This is a genomic window from Oleiphilus sp. HI0043 (assembly GCF_001634935.1).
The window spans coordinates 1-1020 of sequence record NZ_LWEY01000085.1 but is presented as its reverse complement, the minus strand read 5'-3'; the positions used below and the strand labels follow the sequence as shown (position 1 = coordinate 1020).

Sequence of the window (1020 nt, the reverse complement as noted above, 5' to 3'; positions counted from 1 at the left end):
TGGGTAATATACATACCAACCTTAAGTAAGGATATAGGGATCTTTTTTACTGCCATGCGAAGGAATGCCTAAACTCAGTGAATAGTGTCAGCTTTATTTACACTAAATTATAGGCCTTCCTGAGAGAATTTGTACTATGTTTTCACGATTAATTTAAGTTTTTATAGGTATTACCCTTCAGACAAAAGCTTTACGTACCCAGGTGATATATCTTGATCAATATAAGCCATACCCAGCTTATTTAGATATTCATTACGATCAGCTTTCATTAGGTTTATATCTAACGCGCCCGCCTCATTATCTTGATAAAGTGCAGCCAAAAACGCCATATAATGCTCTCCCTCCTTTACCATCAAAAGACTTGCAGCGCCAACATCCGGCCTAACTTTAGAAAGCAGATCACCTGGCAGCTTAACTTCGTAAACAACTGGCGACTCATCACCCTCGACTCGCACACTACGACTTCTAACCGCCTGCTGAGCCCAATAAAACGCAAGCTCCTTACTCTGTGTTAGGAATACCGGATCATGTGTCTCGGTGTAGTTATTACCAATCGTTGCCATAGTCTTCTTAGCAGCCTGATTCATAACCTTATCACCCGAACGCTTAAGCCCCGCACCATTAATAGAGGTAACCAGCGCAGACGAAGTACCGTGGTACCACACATCGCCGCTCGCGAAGCCATCTTTGCCGAGAAGGTCTTTAGCATCTTGCAGATAGGAAGGAGTGTCAATCATGATAAGTTGCCCTTTTTATAGGGTGCGCGGTGCGCACCAAAATACGTAGTGATGCGCATTGCGCACCCTATAAACTATAGTCTAAAGATTAAAAGGGGTTAGACTCACTGACTCTGCCCTCTTTTAATCTCCACAAAAAAGGCGACTCTAGAGTCGCCTTTTTCTAAACACATTAAGCATCTTTCAATAATACATTATCAAAAAAGCTTAACTAGCCAGTCTCAGATTAAGAGAACTGGTTAGAAGTGTTCTTAGCACCGCCTGCCTTAAGAGCACGCTCACC

1 protein-coding gene is annotated in these 1020 nt (G+C 42.6%); it reads right to left on the bottom strand.

The window, feature by feature from the left end:
* Positions 1-170 precede the first annotated feature (170 nt).
* Positions 171-737 (bottom strand): hypothetical protein, encoded by a 567-nt coding sequence (locus A3729_RS01755; RefSeq protein ID WP_068508028.1) that lies wholly within the window; start codon positions 735-737, stop codon positions 171-173.
* Between the last annotated feature and the right edge of the window lie 283 nt (positions 738-1020).

Bases quoted from the DNA above. Each gene is read 5' to 3' on its own strand.
- A3729_RS01755 (WP_068508028.1), bottom strand. From the start codon at position 737: ATGATTGACACTCCTTCCTATCTGCAAGATGCTAAAGACCTTCTCGGC.